14 protein-coding genes are annotated in these 17,904 nt (G+C 68.9%); 9 read left to right on the forward strand and 5 right to left on the reverse strand.

Annotated features, from left to right (window positions below):
- Positions 1-34 precede the first annotated feature (34 nt).
- The 5 genes from NLU66_RS05585 to NLU66_RS05605 are packed head-to-tail and all read left to right on the forward strand — an operon-like array spanning position 35 to position 8,064.
- Positions 35-529 (forward strand): hypothetical protein, encoded by a 495-nt coding sequence (locus NLU66_RS05585; protein WP_259361954.1) that lies wholly within the window; start codon positions 35-37, stop codon positions 527-529.
- A complete protein-coding gene (locus tag NLU66_RS05590; protein ID WP_259361955.1) occupies positions 526-3,186 on the forward strand; it encodes a glycosyltransferase in 2,661 nt (886 codons plus the stop codon). The genes NLU66_RS05585 and NLU66_RS05590 overlap by 4 nt, the downstream gene beginning before the upstream one ends.
- Positions 3,179-4,069 (forward strand): hypothetical protein, encoded by an 891-nt coding sequence (locus NLU66_RS05595; RefSeq protein WP_259361956.1) that lies wholly within the window; start codon positions 3,179-3,181, stop codon positions 4,067-4,069. The genes NLU66_RS05590 and NLU66_RS05595 overlap by 8 nt, the downstream gene beginning before the upstream one ends.
- A 4-nt stretch (positions 4,070-4,073) precedes the next feature.
- Positions 4,074-6,611, forward strand: a complete 2,538-nt coding sequence (locus NLU66_RS05600) for a glycosyltransferase family 4 protein (RefSeq protein ID WP_259361957.1) — start codon at positions 4,074-4,076, stop codon at positions 6,609-6,611.
- Between the two features lie 13 nt (positions 6,612-6,624).
- On the forward strand, positions 6,625-8,064 hold the full coding sequence (locus NLU66_RS05605; protein WP_259361958.1) for a polysaccharide pyruvyl transferase family protein: 1,440 nt from the start codon (positions 6,625-6,627) through the stop codon (positions 8,062-8,064).
- A 21-nt stretch (positions 8,065-8,085) separates the two neighbouring features.
- Here the strand turns inward: NLU66_RS05605 and NLU66_RS05610 are convergent, their stop codons facing one another.
- The 4 genes from NLU66_RS05610 to NLU66_RS05625 all read right to left on the reverse strand — a co-directional run bounded on the left by NLU66_RS05610 (position 8,086) and on the right by NLU66_RS05625 (position 13,938).
- Complete coding sequence (locus NLU66_RS05610; protein ID WP_259361959.1) at positions 8,086-8,931, reverse strand: prolyl oligopeptidase family serine peptidase; 846 nt, start codon at positions 8,929-8,931, stop codon at positions 8,086-8,088.
- Positions 8,932-9,124: 193 nt separating this feature from the next.
- Positions 9,125-10,378 (reverse strand): UDP-N-acetyl-D-mannosamine dehydrogenase, encoded by a 1,254-nt coding sequence (gene wecC, locus NLU66_RS05615; protein ID WP_259361960.1) that lies wholly within the window; start codon positions 10,376-10,378, stop codon positions 9,125-9,127.
- 333 nt (positions 10,379-10,711) lie between these two features.
- Positions 10,712-12,406 carry a heparinase II/III-family protein gene (locus NLU66_RS05620; protein WP_259361961.1) on the reverse strand — a complete coding sequence of 565 codons (1,695 nt, stop codon included), beginning with the start codon at positions 12,404-12,406 and terminating at the stop codon, positions 10,712-10,714.
- A 35-nt stretch (positions 12,407-12,441) separates the two neighbouring features.
- On the reverse strand, positions 12,442-13,938 hold the full coding sequence (locus NLU66_RS05625) for a glycosyltransferase family 4 protein (RefSeq protein WP_259361962.1): 1,497 nt from the start codon (positions 13,936-13,938) through the stop codon (positions 12,442-12,444).
- 104 nt (positions 13,939-14,042) lie between these two features.
- Between NLU66_RS05625 and NLU66_RS05630 the strand changes: the two genes are divergently transcribed.
- Positions 14,043-15,086, forward strand: a complete 1,044-nt coding sequence (locus NLU66_RS05630; RefSeq protein ID WP_259361963.1) for a hypothetical protein — start codon at positions 14,043-14,045, stop codon at positions 15,084-15,086.
- Between the two features lie 16 nt (positions 15,087-15,102).
- Here NLU66_RS05630 and NLU66_RS05635 read toward each other — a convergent pair whose 3' ends face one another.
- Complete coding sequence (locus NLU66_RS05635) at positions 15,103-15,891, reverse strand: SDR family NAD(P)-dependent oxidoreductase (protein WP_259361964.1); 789 nt, start codon at positions 15,889-15,891, stop codon at positions 15,103-15,105.
- Between the two features lie 74 nt (positions 15,892-15,965).
- Here NLU66_RS05635 and NLU66_RS05640 point away from each other — a divergent pair, with 74 nt between their 5' ends.
- From NLU66_RS05640 to NLU66_RS05650, 3 genes are read left to right on the forward strand one after another with little or no spacing between them, the layout of a single operon-like run.
- Positions 15,966-16,748 carry an SDR family oxidoreductase gene (locus NLU66_RS05640; RefSeq protein WP_259362546.1) on the forward strand — a complete coding sequence of 261 codons (783 nt, stop codon included), beginning with the start codon at positions 15,966-15,968 and terminating at the stop codon, positions 16,746-16,748.
- Positions 16,745-17,485: a FadR/GntR family transcriptional regulator gene (locus tag NLU66_RS05645; RefSeq protein WP_259361965.1), complete on the forward strand. Its 741-nt coding sequence runs from the start codon at positions 16,745-16,747 to the stop codon at positions 17,483-17,485. Before NLU66_RS05640 ends, NLU66_RS05645 begins: the two co-directional genes overlap by 4 nt.
- Positions 17,486-17,532: 47 nt before the next feature.
- Entirely contained in the window at positions 17,533-17,901 is a 369-nt protein-coding gene (locus tag NLU66_RS05650) for a response regulator transcription factor (RefSeq protein ID WP_259361966.1), read from the forward strand.
- The last annotated feature ends 3 nt before the right edge of the window (positions 17,902-17,904 follow it).

The following is a 17,904-nucleotide window of genomic DNA, read 5'->3' on the forward strand; positions in this document are numbered from 1 at the left end:
GGCGACGGCCGACGATGCCGCGGAGAGCGCCGAGGTGACCAGGGTCGACGCCCTCGTCCACGAGCGCGCGATCGAGCTCGTCGACGAACTGACCGACGCGGTGGATGTCTTCGCATCCGATCTGATCGGACTTTACGAGCGCGAAGCCCGGCTCCTGAGCGGCATCCGGAAGCGGGAGGCCCTGATCGCGGAGCTCCGGCAGTCGCTTCTCGAGCAGGCGGGGGACCCCGAGGGTGTGAAGGCGCTGCAGACTCGCGTCGCGAACCTCGAGGCGCTGATCGAGCAGACCCGGACGGTGTATGAGGGGCGAGGGAACCACATCGACAAGCTGAAGCAGCTGCTGAAGGAGGCGAAGCGGGACCGCTCCCGGCTCGCGTCGCAGACTGCACGGCTCGAGAAGCAGAATGCTGAGCTCACGGAGCGACTCGAGCGCCTGCTCGGCACGAAGGTCATGAAGGCACAGCGCGTGTACTGGGATCTGCGCCGTCGCGGGCGCTCCTCCGGGACGAGGGATGGAGAGGGATCGTGAAGGAAAAGGACATCCTGAAGCGCGAGGAGAAGATCGCGGAGCGGATCGCCGAGATCAAGGCGACTCGAGGGCATTACCGGAAGTACCACAACCACGTGCGCTCGGACTACTTCCGCGATGCGCTGAGCGGGAACGGGCCCTACGTCACTCTGGCCAAGGACCGTGCGACGTACCTCGAGCGCCATGCGCACTACGCCGCGCCCGTCGCGGACCGCGTCGCATCCCTGATCGAGGAGTCGTCGACGCTTCCTGTCGTCGAGAGCCAGCGCTGGGACCGTCGCCGGGACGTGCGGATCGGCATCATCGCCGATCGTTTCCTCTTCGACAGCCTCGAAGCCGCTGCTCATCTGGTCCCGCTCCACCCCTCGAGGTACGAGGAGCAGATCGGGGACATCGACATCCTCCTCGTGACCTCCGCCTGGCGTGGGCTCGAGGACGAATGGCTGAACATCGCGGACCAGGGATCCGCGGCCCGGCAAGTCCTCGAGGAGGGGATCCTCCCTGCCGCTCGAAGGAACGACGTCCCGGTCGTCTTCTACTCCAAGGAGGACCCGCCGAACTTCGCCAAGTTCTCCGGACTGGCAAAGCTCGCGGACTTCGTCTTCACGTCGGCGATCGAGAGCGTGGCAAAATACCACGATCTCCTCGGCGATGACGTGCCCGTGGGAGTTCTGCCCTTCGCGGTCAACTACCGCCATCACAATCCTCTCGGGAGCATGCGGCACGAGGGGCGGGAGTTCGTCTTCGCCGGGTCGTGGTTCGAGCACAAGTACGTCGACAGGCGAGTCGCGGCGCAGAAGATCTTCGACGGACTCCTGGATGCCGGCGCCGACCTCACGATCATCGACCGGAACCTCGACATCGACGAGTCGAAGTTCTCGCAGGCATCGAGGTACCTGTACCCGGAGCGTTATCTGCCCCACCTGCACGGACCCGTCGACCACGAGACTCTCCTGGGGATGCAGCGCCTTCTGCCGGTCGGGATCAACCTGAACTCAGTGGGCAGCAGCCAGACCATGTTCGCGAACCGTGTGATCGAGATGCAGGCCATGGGAACCCTTATGCTCTCGAACTACAGCGCCGGCGTGAACTCGCTGTTCCCCCAGATCGTCATCCCTGACAGCCGACTCGACGCCCAGCAGTTCTACGAGTCGCTCACGCGCCACAGCATCCGCGACGCCCAGGTGGCGGGCATCCGGAGCGCCTTCTCCGAGAACACGGCCTTCGACCGGATCGACACCATCGTCAGCGCCGTCGGACTCGGCGACAAGGCGGACCATCACGCCGTGCACGTCCGGGGCCTCTCGGAGGAGGAGTTCCGGAAGTTCTCCGCGGCGCAGACCTACACGACCGGGCTGCACCGGATCGACGAGACGGACGGCGACCAGACGCGCGCCTCCGCCGACGGCGACATCGTCATCGACCTTCCGCAGGGCGCCGGCGAGATCGGCCCCAACCTCGTGCGCGACGTGGTCAATGCGTTCCGGTACGCCGACGTGGATGCAGTGACGGTCCACGGGATCGACCACGCGGATCCGCTCTACGAGTACGCGACGGCAGGATCCGCGCCGGGCGCTGTCCGTGCGAGCTGGGTGGAGGCGGACCGGCCTGTCCACGACGCCTCCGTCGACGGTGGCCGCGGGCTGCTGATCGCCGGCGAGGTGGAGACTTCCTCGCGTGAGACGGTCATCGTCGGACGGCATGAGGACTGGGAGCCTGAGATCTCCATCGTCGTGCCGGTGTACAACAACGGTCGTCATCTGAAGTTCAAGTGCTTCGAATCGCTGCGGCGCTCATCGGTGTTCGACCATGCGGAGATCCTCCTGGTCGACGACGGATCGACGGACATCGAGACACGTTGGATCGTCGACGAGCTTGACGCCAGGTACTCCAACGTGCGGGTGCATCGTTTCCCCGAGGGTGGCTCGGGCAGTGCTTCACGGCCCCGGAACAAGGGGCTCGAGATGGCGACAGCCCCGTACATCACATACCTCGACCCCGACAACGAACTCACCAATGACGGTTTCGAGGTCCTGCTGAACACCGTCAGGGAGGGCGGTCTCGAGTTCGCGATCGGCGACATGATCCGCTTCAAGTGGAAGCGGGCGACGATCCACAACCATCGTGTCCTGAAGGACGTGGTCCACGACGACGGATCGCTCGAGGAGAATGCCCTCTCCCTCGTCAACTACCAGCCCATGAGCATCCAGGCGCTGGTGGCGGACACCGCGTGGCTCCGCAACATCGGGATCTATCAGCCGGTGGGGGCAGTGGGCCAGGACTCCTACTTCTTCCAGCAGATGCTGTATCACGCGACGAAGATCGCCATCACGAAGCTTCCGATCCACACCTACTACGCCGGTGTGGCCAACTCGACCGTGAACGCGATCAGCCCACGGTTCTACGAGAAGTACCTTCCGCTGGAGGAGGACCGCTCGGCGTGGCTGAGGTCCGTGGGCCTGCTCGAGGACTACAACGAGCGTCGTCTCGAGCGCTTCGTCAAGGGGTGGTACGTCCAGAAGCTCGCGCAGGTCGCGCCGGAGGACGCCGAGCGGTGCCGTCAGCTGATCGGGCAGCTCGTCGCGATGTTCGACAAGGAGTCCTGGAACGACCCCGAGCTGACCGCGTTCTTCGCCGAGGGGCGCGAGCATGAATGAGCAGGTGATCCCTGACGGTGGGAAAGCCCCCGAGGGCGTCGAGACGGAGGACCCTTTCCAGCGTCTCGGCGTCCTCACCGCGGGGGCGTCCCTGAAGGCCCGTGAAGGGGACCTCCTGCGCTTCGATCTTCTGGTCGGGACCGTGGTCGTGCCGGCACTACTCCGGGTGCACCCGGATTTCCCGGAGAAGCTCCTCGTCGCGTTCAACGGTGCGGTCGCCCGACGGGCGACGAAGTCTCCGTTGGAGACCTTTCAGCGCCGCACCTGGGTCGATGACTTCCGTGGAAGTGCACTGTTCATCGCCGATCCGACGCTCCAGCCGCACAATCGGATCTCCATCGGATGGGGACAGGGCACAGAAGGCGCGTTCGCGCTCCCCGCGATGGCTGCGACGGCCCAGTTCGTCGCGCGGGAGCTGGGCATCGCGTCGTCGAAACGGCTGTACTACGGCAGCAGCGCTGGAGGGTTCCAGGCCCTGCAGGTGGCGGCGCGCGACGCAGGGTCGCAGGTTCTCGTGAACAACGCTCAGATCGACTGGACGCGGTACTTCACCCCGTACGTCAACACGATCTGCAGTCATGCCTTCGGAGGGAAGACTCCGGAGGAGATCACGGAGCAGACGCCGCATCGGGTGTCGGTCGTCGACGCTTTCGCCGAGTTCGATCATGTTCCGCAGGTCCGGTACCTGCTGAACACCGGGAGCCAGAACGATCTCGCTCTGCAGGCTCCAGCGCTTCTGGAGCGACTGGGGCGCGTCGCCGGAGCGGCGGCCGTTCCCCGCATCGAGGTCGCGGCCTATTACGACAAGAAGGCAGGGCACATGCCCCTGTCCCGTCCTCGCAGCGTGCGCGAAGTGAACCGTGCCCTCGACAGTCTGGAGTGAACCGATGACCGCGACCGAGGAACACGACGAGGTGAGCTCCCCGGCGGCGGGGGCCGTCGGCAGGACGACGCCCGGGGCCCGGGAGATCGCAGCGGCCCTCGAGGAGGCACTGGCCGTGCTCACGGACGGCGATGGACCGGCGCGGACCTCCGCGCGCCTCAGCACGGTCTTCAGGGACCTCGCCTCCAGCGCGCTGGTCAAGCGCCTGTACTTCAAGCTCGCTCTCGTCGAGAACAGCCCGACCCGCTCGCGCTTCGTCGCGGAGGTGCTGTCCCGCGAAGGCGAGCGGTGGATGGCGAGGTTCCTCGCAGAGCAGGCGCTCGAGTCCACGATGCAGCCGTGGCAGCGACGGCGTCTCGGGGAGCTGAAGAGCGCCCAGGTCACGTCTCCGCAGCCGATCGGACAGCGGCACGCTCATCTCCTCGAGCTCAGCTCGGACGGCGTGCGCTCCCGCGGCCGGGGCACCGATCACGTCAGCGCGGCCCACAGCCCGGATGGGGCATGGCTCGAGGAACTGGTGTCGGACCTGGAGACCGAAGGTGTCGGGATCCACCGTGATGCTCTGATCCTTGAGGTCGCCGAGGACGCCGAGTGGGCGGACCTGGAGCGGATCCTCCTCGTCGCCCGCCTGCTGCCGGTCACCCCTGCCGTGGTCCTCAACAGCGTCGATCACGGAGTACGCCTCCTGACCGCCGCGGACGCCGCACACCTGCGAGATGTGCGACCTCTCGTCGTCCATCGAGATGCCGAGGGAGTGCTCAGCCTCCTGTCCTCCGGCGGCGGCGCCCTCGAGGACGTCGAAGCCTCCGGAGCGCTGCACGGCGATTCACTCGCCTCCTCCACCGCTGCGCTCGGACTGCTTGAGGTCGTCACGGCCCCTGCGCTGGCATCCCATCGCACTGCAGTCGTCGGTGCGTTCCGGAACGAGAACTCGGAGCTCTTCCCGCTGCAGTCCGCGGGCGGGGCCATCGACCGCGCGCTTCGCTTCCGAGGCACTCCTCGCGGTACGGCCCCGCTCCGTCTGGAGCTGGGCGGGCTGTTGGTGAAGGTCGGATTCTTCGAGGAGGCGTACTCCGTCCTCAACGGTGTGCCCGGCCCATCCAGGTCCCGTGCGCACGCTGTCCATCTCGGTCGGGCGAGATTCGGCACCGCACGATTTGAGGAGCTTCTCGACACTGGGCTCCGGGCCAAGCCGTACGAGTCTGAGCGGGCAGAATTCGCCGAAGCCGAGGCCGCGATGACGCTGCTGCGACGACTCGACCAGGTGGTGGATCACCCCGAGGAGAAGATCGAGTCCGTGGATCGCCGCATCCTGTCGATCCTCCATGCGAGCGAGCCCGACCAGAGCGGCGGCTACGCGGTGCGCGCCCACAGCGTCCTCGTGCAGCTGGCGGCGCACGGTTTCGATGTCGTCCCCTATACGCGTCCCGGTTTCCCGGACGGAGTGCTCGATCTCGCGCCGGGTGAGACCACCGTCGTCCCCCACGGGGGAATCGACTATCGCCGGATCGGCACGAGCAGCCAACGGGCTGATGGGGAGTACGGCTACATGCTGGAGTCCCTGGATCGATACCTCGAGGTCATACGCAGGGAGAAGCCGAGCGTGGTGCACCTGAGGTCGACCTATGTCTCCGCGCTACCGGGCCTGATCGCAGCCAAGCATTTCGGACTCCCTGTCGTCTACGAAGTGTCGGGTATGTGGGAGCTCGTCTACGAAGCGGCGAACGCGGCGCGGATGGAGGGTCGCAGGGCCCGGACGGTCCGGCTGGAGAACGCCGTGCTCGCTGCCGCAGACTCTGTGGCGACGCTGACCTCTGCGATGGGCGACATCATCCAGGAGCGGGTAGCACTCCGTCGCCCGGTGAGAATCGTCCCGAACGCGGTCGAAGTCGGGACCTTCCACGAGCTCGAGAAGGACGAGAGCCTCCTCTCGGAGCTCGGCTGGCCGCCGGAGGTGCCCGTGATCGGCTACGTCGGGAGCTTCGTCCAGTACGAAGGCCTCGACATCCTGCTGCGCGCGCTCGCCGCCCTGCGTGACCGCGGGCTCCAGTACCGTGCCCTTCTCGTCGGCGACGGCGCCGAGTCGGCGCGGCTCCGTGATCTCGCGGCCTCGCTGGGGCTCTCCGACGCGCACGTGCACTTCACCGGCAGGGTCCCGCATGAGAACGTCGCGCGCTACTACTCGCTCGTCGACGTCTGCGCCTACCCTCGACGCCTGACGCCTGCGACGGTCGCGGTCTCGCCGCTGAAACCGTTCGAGGCGCTCGCCTCGCGCAAGGCCGTGCTGGTCTCCGACGTGCCGGCACTCGTGGAGATCGCCGGTGGCGGAGACCGTGCCCGCGTGTTCGCCTCGGGATCCGTCGAGGGCCTCGCCGAGGCTCTCGAGGAGACGCTCGTGCGGCCGGAGACGACGGAGGCGATGCGGGAACGAGGCCAGCGATGGGTGCAGGAGGAGCGCAGCTGGGCGGCCGTCGGCCAGGCCTTCTCCGCACAGATCGAGGAGGCGCTGCACGACGCGGTGGGCGCTGCTGATGAACGCTGAAGGAGGACGACCGATGACTCTGCGAGCTCTGCTCTGCTACGGCCATGTGGCCTCGAACTGGGGTGACCTCGCGATCAACGCGGGCGCTATCGCGCTCTTCCGGGAGGCCGGGATCGACCTCGAGGGGTCCGCTGTGGTGACGCTCAGGGCTTCCGAGGCATTCTCCCGGCAGGCCGCGAGCACGATGAAGGGCCTGCGCCCTCTCTCGCTCCAGCTGGACGACGTGCCGAAGGGCGGGCGAGAGGAGATCGCACTGCTGAGCTCCTACCTCGCGGATCCTCGACGATTCGCCCACGAAGTGGGAATGCAGGAGTTCGACGTCGTCGTCCTCAACTCCGGCGAGCATCTCTTCGAGACGAGCCGCGGGGAGAACACCCTCGACCTCATCTGGAGGATCCTGCCTGCGCTGGCTGCGATCGAGCTGGGGAAACAGGTCATCAGTCTTCCGGTCACCCTCGGGCCCTTCCGCACGCCGTTTGGTGCCGAGATCGAGGAGCTCATCGCCTTCGACCCGGCGACCTCCGCGCTGAGGGAGACCGAGTCCGGTGCGCTTGCCCAGTCCGACGCGGTGAGACGGCTCCGCACCGTCCTGGACCCGGGATTCTTCACTCCTGGCCTGAAGGCTGCTGAGGAGGCCGAGCGCGGTGCGGGGAGCATCGGTATCGTGATGCGCCTCGAGGATGTGGGCCTGCGACCTGGAGCACAGCGCAGCGCCTTCGTCCAGCGCAAGCACCAGGGGTCCGATTTCCAGGAGTCGCAGGCGTTCTCCCTCTTCAGAGAGGTCGCGTGCACTGCACTGCTCGACGGCGCGTCCACCGTCACGGTGATCGTCCAGACGCGGGCGGACCGAGAGGTTTCCCAGGCCCTCCACCGAAGCCTCGCTGCTGAGTTCGGGGACGATCGCGTGATTCTGGATGACCCGGCGCGGATGCGGGATTTCCTCGCGGCCCTGCGCGCTCAGCGGATTTTGGTCACCTCACGCTTCCACGCGGTGATCCTCGCCTCTGCCCAAGGCGTTCCCGCCGTCGGCGTGTACTCGTCCTCGCACGGGCACAAGATGCCCGGTCTGTTCGACCTGCTGCGGATCCCGGACGGGGCGATCCGTCTCGACGAACGCGACCCCACGATCGTCGCCGCCGAGGTTCGGGAGGCCATGGTCGGCGTCGTGGAGAGCATCGAGGAGACTAGGACGAGGATTCGCTCGCTGCGCACCCTGACCAGGCGCTGGCTGCGGGAGGCCCTGGAGGCAGGGCCCCGCCCCCAGACGGCCCTCGATCCTGTGAGGAGCCGTGCTCAGGCGGTTCTCGTGTCACGGGCACTCGACCTCTCCACGGACCACAGCCTTCGGGAGCTCACGGCTGCCGTGACCCAGCTGTCGCATCAGGTGGACGAGGTGCGTGCGGCTGTCGCGGACGATGATCTGCCCGAGGGTGAGCCCGCGACCGACGCCTGACAGCTCGACGCGAGGACGTCCTCAGGAGGACAGCTGCAGGGCGGCGAGATCCTCGGCCCCTGGGGGCGGCTGATCGGTGATGGCGCGGAACAGCACTTCCTTCATGACCGACTTGTGCGGTGGGACGTGCCCGCTGCCGGCATCGAGCTGGAGAAGGGTGGCGTCGTTCGCGGGGTGGAGGGCGTCGACGAACGGCGTCATGTGGTCGTCGACGTGCGAGGTGTCGCCCGTGTTCTGCAGGTAGAGCACGCGGTTCGGCACGGGGGCCCGGTAGATGGTGGATACGTCGGTGACGGCGGGGAGCGAGTCGAGCTCGTCCGCGGAGGAGAGCGCCCACGCCTTTCGGGCGTACCGCTCCACATGGGCGGGCGTGTATCGCGTGATGTCGGTCTGAGGATTCACGGGGATCGCTGTCGACCCGGCGAACTCGGCGGCGTAGCGGAGCGCCGCGAATCCGCCGCCTGAGGCTCCGAAGAAGACGGGGCGCTGCCCGTCGGGGAGGAGCCGGCGCAGGATCGCGATGATCGTGTCCTGCAGATCAGGCTGATGTCGATTGCCGGCGAACCATGCGACGGCGAGCGCGCTGTCCAGATGAAGACTCGGGTCGGAGATGTGGATCCGATTCGTCGGCAGGTCCTCGGACAGCGCGACCCCGGCGAACGTCGGGTAGGGGACCTTCGACGAGGTGAGTGCGGCATGGAAGAAGATCGTCGTGGCGTCGAAGCCGCGGGACTCGACCCTCACGTCGATCGGGAGACCGCGGTGGTGGATCGTGAGGTCTCCTTCGGGGACGTGATCGACCCCGATGAGGGCATCGAGTGACGCGTAATCGTGGGCCGCCGGGTTCTCACGGCGTGGGCGTCTCATGCATTCTCCTCCGACGACGTTGGCGGCGGTCGCTTGGTGTGTCCAGCCATGGGTGTTAGAGCACGGCCGCGGCATCTCGCGCTCTGACCAGGAGCTGCCGTGTCCCGGAGATCTCCGGGACACGGCAGCGATCACGGTCCTGTCCTTGCGTGCCGGCGGGCAGCGCCACCGGCACGGGACGTGGCAGACCTCGTCAGCGCCACAGACCCTTGGTGTCGATGACGACCTTCTCCTGCAGCTTCTCGCGGTCGAAGGTCTTGAAGGGGTCGTGGTCCACCATGAGCAGCACGATGTCCGCGCGCTCCACGGCGTCCTCGAGCTCGGCGAGCTCGACGTTGGACTTGCCGGCGAACTCCTTGGGGAGCTCCTCGATGTTCGGCTCCACGACCAGCACGGTGCCGTGGTCCAGGCGGTCCGTGAGCGCCACGGCGATGTCCTTGGAGGGGGACTCGCGCAGGTCGTCGATGTTCGCCTTGAAGGCGATGCCGAGCGCCGCGACGACGGGGCTCTTGAGCTTGTCCGCCTTCTCGAGGACCTTCTCGAGGACCAGCTCCGGCTTGGAGTCGTTGACCTCGCGGGCGGTGCGGATGAGGTTCGAGTACTCGCGGTCCGCGGAGACGATGAACCACGGGTCCACGGCGATGCAGTGGCCGCCCACGCCCGGGCCGGGCTGGAGGATGTTCACGCGGGGGTGGTGGTTGGCGAGCTCGATGAGCTCCCACACGTCGATGCCCTGGCGCTCGGAGATGATGGAGAGCTCGTTGGCGAAGGCGATGTTCACGTCGCGGAAGGCGTTCTCGGTGAGCTTGGCCATCTCCGCGGTGCGGGCGTCGGTGACGAGCAGCTCGCCGGAGCAGAAGCTCGCGTAGAGGGCGCGGTTCAGCTCGCCGGCCTCGTCGGAGAGCCCGCCGATGATGCGGTCGTTCTCGACCATCTCGATCATGATGCGGCCCGGCAGAACGCGCTCGGGGGCGTGGGAGAAGTACAGGGAGTTCGGGAGGTTGGGCTCCTTGGTGAACTCCGGGCGGATCCCGAGGATGACATCCGCCATGAACTCGGTGGCGCCGGGGGGAGAGGTGGACTCGAGGACCACGAGCTCGCCGCCGGAGAGCTTCGGGGCGATGCCCTTCGCGGCCGCCTCGATGTAGGAGAGGTCCGCGTCGTGGTCGCCCTTGAAGGGGGTGGGGACGGAGACGATGTACGCATCCGCCTCCGGGGTCTCGATCTGCGCAGAGAGCTTGCCCTGCGCGACGCAGCCGGCGACCACGGTCTCCAGGCCCTCCTCGACGAAGGGGACGGTGCCGGCGTTGATCGCGTCGACGTTGGACTGCTTCACGTCCACGCCGATGACGGTCTTGCCCGCCTGAGCGAGCACGGCAGCGGTGGGCAGGCCGATGTAGCCGAGGCCGATGACGGCGACGGTGTCGAGGGGGACATTGGGGCTCATCCGGGGACTCCTGAGGGGGAGGGGAAAGTATGTGACCTGGCGGTCGAGGTCGGTCCTACGGTAGCGGGTACGACCATTCGGTCGCGACGGTTGATCACCCGTCGTGACGTTGCAGGGCGCAGTTCTTGTCACATGCCACGAAAATTGCAGTTGCGGGCGCGCGATGTTGAAGTTGCGGTCACTCGCCGTTCACGCTCCGTTGCGGACCGGCATGGCCAGGTCGGGCTCTGGCGGTGGCACAGTCCGTTCACCGCGGACGCGCTGCCATGTGCATAGGCCCCGCATGCAGTCACGCGCCGAGGCGTTCCCAGCGCGTCGTCACCGATGGCGGTGTCAGGGGAAGACGACGTCGTCCGGTGAGATCGTGATCTGTTCCGTGCCGTGCGAGGTGGTGACGAGCAACCCGACATCATCCCGAGAGACGGTCTGCACGCGCTCCACCGCAGGCTGTGACTCTCCGCCCGTGGCGACGACCGTGAGGAACCGGAGCCGCGCTCCCTTCTTCCGGACGATGACCGCCGTGGCCGGGGCCAGCTTCTTCCACCCGACCGAGACGTAGCCGTCGAAGGGGTCGTCCTGTGCCCGTACAGTCCTCACGTCGGCGGACTCGCCGTCGAACCACAGCATCGCGTGCTGGTTGCCGGAGGAGAGCGCCACGCTCCTGTTGACGGCCTCCGCCTCGACCTCGGGCCCCAGCTGCCATCGCTGCTCAGCGGTGAGGCGTCGAGGACCGGAGATCTCGTCGATGACCACCAGATACTCACCCCGGACGGAGTGGATGACGCGCCGAGTGAGCGAGACCCGGTCGAAGCTCGGGTCCGCCAGCACGTAGTCGTGATGGCGTGGCGTGATGTCGCGCCGGAGGAGCTCGACGTCGGAGTCCTTGAGCAATCGCCGCCCCTCGACGGTCACGACGTTGTGAGCTGCACGAGAGATCACGTGCAGGCGGGGTGTGCTGCTTCCGTACTCGTACTTCCCTGGGTCCACGAGCCAGTTGACCCCGGAGGAGGAATAGGTGATCGACGTGCCGTCTTGGTGCCCGTGCACCCGACGAGAGGGACCGAACCGCAGTGTGAAGTAGGTCTGCTCCGAGTAGGGCCGGTCATCGTCGCCCCAGCCGCTGCGCGCGAAGACGTACCCGGCGTCGTAGATCGCGACGGCCTGCTCGGGGGCGGCGCCTCGAGTGCCGTTACTCGTCGTGTAGTCCGTGTGCTGGTGTGCAATCTTCTGGGGGCTCTGCGTGTCGGTGTCGCCGATGGAGACCAGATAGCCGTCAGGCTTCGTGGCGTGGGCGATCTGTTCAGGGGCGTTCAGGTGGCGCTCCGCGCCGTCGGGCCGCGGCAGCCCTTCGGCGTCGAAGCGACGAAGTGCCCTCTCCCACCAGAGGAAGTTGTTGTAGTGATAGGCGGTCGCGCCTTCAGCGTTCATCCCCTGCTCGTCGTACTGCTCCTTCAGGAGTGAACTCATCCTTCGCGCGGCGAGCTCCCAGTGTGACTCTGCTCCGAGCACCCTCCCGCACACGAACAGTGACTCCGCCTGATGCAGCGCGTGGTTCGCTTTGCCCACGTGCTTCGGGTCCGCGAGATGCTCGGCATGGTCTCGGATCGAATACTCGAGCCACGGCAATTGCTCAGGAGCGTGCTCCGACACGAGCGGGATGCCCAGGCAGAGCTGCTGCGCACGGAGACCGTCGGCCATGTCGACCCATGCCCAGGTCGACGCGGGGTTCCTGCGGGGGTTCTTCGTCGTCCAGTCCTCGGTGTAATGCAGCCACATCGACAGCGCCGCCGCGTCGCCCTTCGCCGCGGCCCGGCGGATCGGCTCGAGCCAGCGCAGCGTGTGGAACTGGAAGCACCAGTTCCGATCCTGGAACGGGTCCTCCGTCCAGGTCGGCTCGTGGGGAAGCTGCCATTCGGCGTGAGGGGGCATGGTCAGCCGACCTTCGAGGAGGCGTCCTACCTCCCCGGTGTTGACGGAGTGCTGAAACGTCTGGCGGCGTGCGGCCTCGATATCGAGCCCCCTGGGCACGGGGCGACTCTCTGAGTCGCCTGACCCTGAGATGTTCACGCGATCTCCGCATAGACGCCGGCCACGACCGCGGCGAGCTGCTTCCAGTCGCGCTCGGCGACCACCCAGTCGCGGGCCTGGACGCCCAGGCGGCTTGCGAGCTCGGGGTCGTCCAGGAGCGTGATGATCTGCTCGGTGAGCGAGGCGGCGTCGCCCTTGGTGTGCAGCAGACCGTTCATCCCGGGGGTGACGATCTCCGCGAGCGCGGCGACGTCGGAGGCGATGACGGCCTTGCCCATGGCCATCGCCTCGAAGGGCTTGAGCGGGGAGACCATCTCGCACACGGGCAGCGGGAGCCGCGGGAACGGGGTGACGTCGATGATCGAGTAGTACCGCTCCACCTCCTCATGCGGGATGCGGCCGGTGAAGGTGACGACATCGCCCAGCTGCTGCTCCGCAGCGAGGGCCTGCAGCTCCTCGAGCTTGGCGCCGTCACCGATGATCAGCACGTGGAAGTCCTCGCGCGTCGCACGCAGGGTGCGCGCGGCCTCGAGGAGCAGGTCCAGCCCCTCGTAGTCCACGACGGTCCCCACGTAGCCGATGACGGTCTTGCCGGTGACGCCGAGCTGCACGGCGAGCTCCTCGTCGCGGGGGAGCGGGGTGAAGCGTTCGGAGTCCACGCCGTTGGGGACGAGGACGATCTTCTCCTCGTTTACGCCGCGGGTGACGAGCTCGTCCTTGAGCGCCTGAGTGATCGCGAGGACCTTCGTCGCGCCGCGGGCGGCGTCGGCCTCCATGCGGGCGATGTACTGGTACTGGTCGCTGCGGGCCCACTCGGGGTCGCGGGAGCCGCGGGTGACCTCCCACAGGCCGCGCACCTCGTACACGGAGGGGATGCCGAGCAGACGGCCGGTCTGCACGGCGGCGAGGCCGTTCCAGTGGTTCGAGGCGCCGTGCAGGATCGCCGGGCGCTCGGCGCGGGCGAGCGGCAGCAGCGCATCCGTGTAGCGCGCGACGTAGTCGTGCATCGGGTTCTTCTTCTCGATCTGCCGCCCGGTGAGCAGGTGGTGATAGTCCACCTCGCCCACGAGCTCCTGCTCGGGCAGGTCCGGGACGTCCGCCATCTTCGGCATGTCGTAGGGGTAGCCGAGGCGGGTCACGCCGTCCACGTCCCAGCCGTTGCGGTTCAGCTCGGTGAGCAGCCCGTGGGTGCGCGTCGCGTAGCCGCCGGAGTGGTGGGGGAGTGCGTTGTGCAGGAGGTAGAGCACGTGGTCACGGCGCGGCTGATACTCCGGCTCGTCTCGCATCGACGGGAGCGGGAAGCCGTCCCGGGCGAGATCCGAGTTGCGGACCACGACCGGCTTGGGGGCCTTCTTCTCGCCTGGCTTCGTGGGTGCCGAGGGCGCCTGCGGAGTGTGCGTGAGCGTCGAGGGCTTCGCGCGTCGGGACTCCTGCCGGCTCCACCAGAGCCGCAGCTCGGCGATGCCGCCGTGGCGGAGGTGCCACAGCGCCTTCCGCAGAGTCGTCACGCTCGAGGACAGCGGATCGGGCACGAGGGAGACCTCCAGGCAGGCGGCGGGGACGGGCTCATCCTAGGGTCTGCGCAGTCTCGGTACTGTGGCGGTGGCCAGGACCACGCTTGCAGTGAAGGACCGCGATGCCCGAGGAGACCTCCCCGCGATCGTCGTCCCGACGACCCCTCCTGCTGGCGGGGCTGGGCCTCCTGCTCGTGCTCGCCGTGATCGTGGCGGCCGTGACCCTGCGCGGAGGCGGTGAGGACACCCCCACGGCACCGTCGCCTGCGCCGACGACCGCCGCCCCCACGCCGCCTCCGTTCCCCGAGGCGCCCGCCTCGGTCTCCGGCCACGCGAGGCTCACCGTCCCGGAGGAGCCCCGCTTCGCGGAGGGCACCTTCTGGGCGCGCGCCGGCCAGGAGTACCTCGTCACCGTCGACGTCACGAGTGAGAAGCCGGAAGGCAGCGGCGGCAACGCCATGTACCTCGGCGTCACGCTCAGCTGCTCACCGCAGGCGGGCGGGCCCGGGATCACCGCCGGCGGGACCCAGAACATGCTCACCGGTGAGGAGACGACCTACCGCAACCAGGGCCTCGTCACCGTCGCGGAGGACGGCCCCGTGGACTGCAGCATCAAGCTCTCCGCCCCGTACGACGACGTCGCCTCCAACGGCACCACCTTCGACGTGGACGGCACCTGGCGCGCCACGGTCGCCGGGGCGGACGCCCGGGAGGCCTCCACGGACGGCCTGCCCCGCACGGTGGATCCGGGGCCGGCCCAGGCGGTCCTGAGCACCGAGGCGCCGGTGGAGGCCGGCGCCGACCTCCGCGCCCTCACCTCCCTGCACCTGACCACCTGCACGATCGTCAACGGCTCCCGGGAGGACGGCCGCGCATGGTGCGACGAGGCGGACCTCGACGAGGCCGGCAGCACCGTACAGCTCACCGCGACGGCGCAGCTGCTCGACGCGAGCGGCGAGGTGTGCCAGAAGCTCGACACGGCGACGACGAAGCCGGACCACATCGACGAGTACCGCCACCACCGGCTGATCCCCGTGGAGCTCGAGATCGCCGTGCCGCAGAAGCCCTGCGGGACGACGGTGCGGGTGAACGTCGCCGTGACGAACGACGGCCCGGCGCCGCTCGTCGTGCACCGCTCGAACTCCTCCCTCGTCGTCGCGGCGTGAGCCGGCGCGGCCCCGCTCAGCGCCCGTACGCCCGCGCGGGGATCTGGGTGGCGAGCTTGCCGCCGGAGACGTCCACGAGGGTGCCGGTGATGTAGCCCGCCTGGTCGCTCGCGAGGAAGATGAGCAGGTCGGCGACGTCGTCGGCCGATTCCCAGCGTCGCAGGGACAGGGTGTCCAAGAGGCGGTCCTGCGCCTCGGGCGGCATCTCGGCGAAGCCGTTCATGGCGGTGGGGACCATGCCGGGGGCGTAGGCGTTGACGGTGACGTCGTACGGGCCGAGCTCCGAGGCGAGCACGCGGGTCAGCTGCACGACGGCGGCCTTCGACGCCGCGTAGGCGGCGCTGCCCACGCTCGGCACGATCGCGGCGAACGATGCGGCGTTGATGATGCGGCCGCGTCGGGCGGTCTTCATGACCTCCGCGACGGCCTGGCTCATGAGGAACACGCCGCCCACGTTGACGTCGAAGCAGGCGCGCCAGCGGTCCCAGCCGAGGTCGGCGACGGGCCCGTCGACGTTGATGCCGGCGTTGTTGACCAGCACGTCGATGGTGCCATGGCGCTCGACGATCGTGCCGACGGCGGCCTGCACCGACTCCGGCGACGTGACGTCCACGGTGAGATTCTCGACGTGCGCGGCATCCGCACCCACCTCGGAGAGCTCCGCGCCGGCGGCGGGCTCGGGGAAGGCGAGGTCGAGTGCCACGACCCGTGCGCCCTCGGCGGCGAAGCGCCCGGCGATCACGGCGCCGATCCCGCGGGCCGCGCCCGTCACCACCACGACCCGGTCCCGCAGATCCAGTTCCATCGCTCCACCCTCCGTCGGCTGCCTCGGAGCGCCCTGGTGACCGCCCCGCGAAAAAGCATACTATTGGCCGCGTGATGACGAACAGCCCCGCCCCCGAGCCCACCGTCGTGCCCGACGCAGCCTCCATCGGCGACAGCCCCGCCCGCGTGCTCTGGGTGACCGGCGGCGGCAGCGGCATGGGTGCCGCCGCCGCGATCGCCGCCGCTCGCAGCGGCTGGACCGTCGCCGTCTCCGGTCGCCGCGAGGAGAAGCTCGCCGAGGTCGTCTCCACGATCCAGGCGGCAGGCGGCATCGCGACCGCCCTCCCGCTCGACGTCACCGACGCCGCAGCCGTGGTCCGCGCCGCCGCGGAGGTCGTGGAGCGCTGCGGCCGCCTCGACGGCGTGGTGCTCGCCGCCGGGCTCAACACGCCCCGCCGCCGCTGGGAGGACCAGGACCTCGGTGAGGTCAAGGCCGTGCTCGCCACGAACCTCGGCGCCGTCACGAGCGCCCTCCACGCGGCGCTGCCGCACCTGCGCGCCGCGGGCGCCGGGATCGCCGTGGTCATCTCCTCCTACGCCGGCTGGTCCTTCCAGCCCGGCGCGGGCGTCGCCTACTCCGCGAGCAAGACGGCGCTCGGCTCCCTCGTGCGCACGCTGAACCAGCAGGAGGCCCACCACGGCGTGCGCGCCTGCCACCTGTGCCCGGGCGACGTCGCCACCGATTTCCTCGAGCAGCGCCCCGAGGTGCCCGGCGCCGAGGCCCGCGCCGTCATGCTCACCCCGGAGGACGTGGCCGCCTCCGTGCTCCACGTGCTCGACGCCCCCGCCCACGTGCGCGTGGACGAGCTCGTGATCTCACCCGTCTCCCAGGCATGAGCACCGCCTTCGCCCGCGCCCTCGACCAGCTGGGCGGAGCGATCGCGCGCGGCGACCTGCCCGCCGGCCACGCGGACACGGTGGACGGCTTCGTCACCCGCACCGGCGCCTCCCGCAGCGTGGTGCGCGAGGTGACGCGCGTGCTCACCGCGCTCGGCATGCTCAGCGCCGGCCGGCGCGTGGGCCTGCGCGTGCTCGGCCAGGAGCACTGGGAGCTGCTGGACCCGCACGTCATCCGCTGGCGGCTCGACGGGCCGGACCGCGCCGTCCAGGTGGAGGAGCTGCGGGCCCTGCGCCGCGCCGTCGAGCCGGAGGCCGCGGCCGCCGCCGCACGCGCCGTCGGCCGCGACGGAGCAGCGCCCGCCGCAGGCGCCGTCGGCCGCCGTGACGAGGAGCAGGTCGCGGCGCTCGCCGCCGCGCAGGCGATGGCGGCGGCGGCCGGGGCCGACGACCCCGGCGGCTTCCTCGCCGCGGACCGCGCCCTCCACGCCGCCGTGCTCGCCCTCTCTGGCAACGGCATGTTCGTGCGCCTGGGCGGCGTGATCGAGGAGGCCCTGCGAAGCCGCGCCCTCCATGAGCGGGCGGACCTCCCACCCGATCCTCACGACCTCGCCCTGCACCGCGAGGTCGCCCGCGCGATCATCGCGGGGGAGGAGACGCCGGCCCGCGTCGCGATGGCGGAGATCGTGGATCGCACGGAGCCGCCCGCGGGGACAGACCAGACAACTAGGGTGTGAGCAGACGGTCGATCCCGACCGATGTCGACTTCCGGGGGAGGACAACCATGCCCGCTGCGCTCGTGATCGAGGACGATGACGACATCCGTCGCCTCCTGGAGGTGGTGCTGCAGCAGGAGGGCTTCACCGTCACCACCGCCGCGAACGGCACCGACGGGATCGCCGCCCTCACGACCGCCCTGCCCGATCTCGCCCTGGTCGACGTCGGCCTGCCGGACATGGAGGGCTACGAGGTGGTGCGCCGCGCACGTGCGGAGATCTCCGGTCGCATCGTCATGCTGAGCGCCCGCACCCAGGATGCCGACATCCAGGCAGGCCTGGATGTCGGGGCGGATGCCTACCTCACCAAGCCGTTCCGACCCCTGCAGCTGCGCAAGGACCTCCGCCGGATCCTCGGCGGCGGAGACCCTGCCTAGCCC

The organism is Brachybacterium sp. NBEC-018, assembly GCF_024860185.1.
GTDB lineage: Bacteria > Actinomycetota > Actinomycetes > Actinomycetales > Dermabacteraceae > Brachybacterium > Brachybacterium rhamnosum.